The following is a 3412-nucleotide window of genomic DNA, read 5'->3' as shown; positions in this document are numbered from 1 at the left end:
GCCGCGTCGAAACGCGGCTCCGACGTCAGCGCCGGCGCATGCGCCGGATCATGCGCGACCGGCCGCGCGACACCGCGCGACGGCGCGAGCACGATGCCGCCCGCGACGCGCCAGCCAGCAACGACCGTCTTCATCTGGCGCGTCTGCTCCTCGAGCGACGCGGCCGCGGCGGCCGCCTGCTCGACGAGCGCCGCGTTCTGCTGCGTGACCGAATCCATCTGGCCGACGGCGCGGTTGACCTGCTCGATGCCGGTCGACTGCTCGTCCGACGCGGCGCTGATCTCGCCCATGATGTCGGTCACGCGGCGCACGGCCTGGACGATCTCGTCCATCGTCGAACCGGCGCGCGACACGAGCGCCGACCCGCTTTCGACCTTCTCGGCCGAATCGCCGATCAGCTGCTTGATTTCCTTCGCGGCGCTCGCGCTGCGCTGCGCGAGCGAGCGCACCTCGCCCGCGACCACCGCGAAGCCGCGGCCCTGTTCGCCCGCGCGCGCGGCTTCGACCGCCGCATTCAGCGCGAGGATGTTGGTCTGGAACGCGATGCCTTCGATCGTGCCGATGATGTCGACGACCTTGCCCGAGCTCGCCGCGATGTCCTGCATCGTCGACACGACCTGGCCGACCACGTCGCCGCCCTGCGTCGCGATGTCGGACGCGTTCACCGCGAGCTGGCTCGCCTGCCGCGCGTTCTCCGCGTTCTGGCGCACGGTGCCCGTCAACTGCTCCATGCTCGACGCGGTTTCCTGCAGCGACGCGGCCTGCTCCTCGGTACGCTGCGACAGGTCGGTGTTGCCGGTCGAGATCTCGCGCGCGCCGACGTCGATCGACTCGGTGCCGCGATGCACGGCCTGCACCATCGTCGTGACGGCGTCCTGCATCCGCTTGATGCCGCCGAACAGGCGGCCGATCTCGTTGGTGCTGAACACGTTCACCGGCTCGGTGAGGTCGCCGCCGGCGATGCGCTCGAAGTGCGCGATCGCGTCCTCGAGCGGCTGCACGATCAGCCCGCGCAGCGCGAAGCGGATCGCGATCACGACGACGAACGCGATCGCGATGCCGGCCGCGATCAGCCCGATCATCAGCGAGATCTGCGATTGCGTCGCGGCCTGGCGATCTTCCGCGCGCTTCTGCAGCGACGCGACCACGGCCGCTGCCGCCTGGTCGTACGCGACGAACATCGGGCTGATCTTGGTATCGGCGACCGCGTGGTACGCGGCCATGTCGCCCGCGCGCGCGGCCGCGAATTCGGGCTCGACGCCTTCCTTCACGATCGTCGCATAGCGTGCGGCGAGTTCGTCGACGAGCGCCTGCTCGACGCCGAGCTTCGGCGTGGCCTGGAACGCCTGCCAGTTCTGGTTCGACTTCGCGTACAGCTCCTGCGCGCGGTCGAGCACCTTGGCCGCGTCGGCCGTGTTGCCGGTTTCGGTCAGGGTGCGGAAGCGGTCGAGCGCCACGCGCGCGCGCAGCAACTGCGCCGACGTGTCGTCGAGCGCATGGATCGCCGGCAAGTCGACGTGCGCGATCTCGTCGAGCGAGCGGCTCGCTTGATTCAGCGCGTACAGGCCGAGCCCGCCGACGGCTGCGGCCAGCGCCACGAGGATGAGTCCGACCGCCGTGAGCGTCGTGCGGATCGACCAGTTATGCAACATTGCAGATTCTCCCGAAATTCCTGCGCACGCGGCGCGCTTACCCGCCGAGCGTCTCGATCAGCGCCATTTCACGGCTCGACATCAGCTTCTCGATGTCCATCAGGATCAGCATCCGGCCGTCGACCGTGCCGAGGCCCGTCAGGTACTCGGTCGTCAGCGTCGCGCCGAATTCCGGCGCCGGCATGATCTGGTCGGTCTGCAGCGTCAGCACGTCCGACACGCCGTCGACCACCATCCCGACCACGCGATGCGCGACGTTCAGGATGATCACGACCGTCTGGTGGTCGTACTCGACGCGGCCGAGATGGAACTTGATCCGCATGTCGACGATCGGCACGATGATCCCGCGCAGGTTGATCACGCCCTTGATGAAATCCGGCGCGTTCGCGATGCGCGTGACGCTGTCGTAGCCGCGGATTTCCTGCACCTTCAGGATGTCGATCCCGTATTCCTCGTCGCCGAGCGTGAACACCAGGAATTCCTGGCCCGTCGCGTCGCCTTGTTCCGCGTCGCGGCGGCTCGTTGCCGCGTTCGCCGCGGCCGGATTGATCATTTGGACTTCAGCAGACACGTTTGCCCCCAATCGGTTGAATGGCGAGAGACATCAGAACATCGCGAGCTCGGCGCCGGCACGGGCGCCGTGCGTCGCACGGGTTTCGCGGTTCAGCGCCGCGACGTCGACGATCAGCGCGACGCTGCCGTCGCCGAGGATGGTCGCCGCCGAGATGCCGTGCACCTTGCGGTAGTTGGTTTCGAGGTTCTTCACGACCACCTGCTGCTGGCCGACCAGTTCGTCGATCAGCATCGCGAAGCGGCGCCCCTCGGTTTCCATGATCGTGACGATCCCCTGCGTCGGGTCGGTGCGCGCGTCATCGACCGAGAACACCTCGTGCAGCGCGACGAGCGGCAGGTATTCGCCGCGCACACGCACCACGCGCTCGCCGTTGCCGACCGTGTAGATGTCGTCGTTCGACGGCTGCAGCGACTCCATCACGAAGTTCAGCGGCAGGATGAAGATCTCGTTGCCGACCTTCACCGACATCCCGTCGAGGATCGCGAGCGTGAGCGGCAGCACGATCCGCGTGGTCGTGCCGCGGCCGGCCTGCGACGTGATCTCGACGTGGCCGCCCATCGACTGGATGTTGCGCTTCACGACGTCCATCCCGACGCCGCGGCCCGACACGTCGGTCACCGTCTCGGCGGTCGAGAAGCCCGGCGCGAAGATCAGTTGCCAGACTTCGTCGTCGCTGATGTTGTCGGACACCTGCATGCCCTGTTTCGCCGCCTTCGCGAGAATGCGTTCGCGGTTCAGGCCCGCGCCGTCGTCGCTCACCTCGATCACGATGTTGCCGCCGTGATGCGCGGCCGACAGCACGAGCTGGCCGACCGCGTCCTTGCCGGCGGCGACGCGCTTGTCGACCGTCTCGATCCCGTGGTCGAGGCTGTTGCGCACGAGGTGGGTGAGCGGATCGATGATCCGTTCGATCAGGCTCTTGTCGAGCTCGGTCGCCTGGCCGAACGTGACGAGCTCGACCTGCTTGCCGAGCTTGCCGGCGAGGTCGCGCACGAGCCGCGGGAAGCGGCTGAACACGTAGTCCATCGGCATCATCCGGATCGACATCACCGCTTCCTGCAGGTCGCGCGCGTTGCGCTCGAGCTGCGCCATCCCGTTGAACAGGCGGTCGTGCAGCGCCGGATCGAACGCGCTCGCGGTTTCCGCGAGCATCGCCTGCGTGATCACGAGTTCGCCGACGAGGTTG

Annotated in this window: 3 protein-coding genes; all 3 read right to left on the bottom strand. The window is 67.8% G+C overall.

Annotated features, from left to right (window positions below; genetic code table 11):
• Nucleotides 1-1652 (bottom strand): methyl-accepting chemotaxis protein (locus tag DPV74_RS40140; RefSeq protein ID WP_162923297.1); only part of this gene is annotated, 1652 nt, incomplete at its 3' end.
• Nucleotides 1653-1689: 37 nt separating this feature from the next.
• Nucleotides 1690-2205: a chemotaxis protein CheW gene (cheW, locus tag DPV74_RS40135; RefSeq protein ID WP_021164320.1), complete on the bottom strand. Its 516-nt coding sequence runs from the start codon at nt 2203-2205 to the stop codon at nt 1690-1692.
• Nucleotides 2206-2256: 51 nt separating this feature from the next.
• Nucleotides 2257-3412 (bottom strand): chemotaxis protein CheW (locus DPV74_RS40130; protein ID WP_205571984.1); only part of this gene is annotated, 1156 nt, incomplete at its 5' end.

Source organism: Burkholderia sp. HAN2018 (assembly GCF_024704855.1).
In the GTDB taxonomy this organism is placed as follows: domain Bacteria; phylum Pseudomonadota; class Gammaproteobacteria; order Burkholderiales; family Burkholderiaceae; genus Burkholderia; species Burkholderia cepacia.
Note: the sequence above shows the minus strand (reverse complement) of the source record. Positions and strands in the feature narration are given on the sequence as shown.

Bases quoted from the DNA above. Each gene is read 5' to 3' on its own strand.
- cheW (WP_021164320.1), bottom strand. From the start codon at position 2,205: ATGATCAATCCGGCCGCGGCGAACGCGGCAACGAGCCGCCGCGACGCG.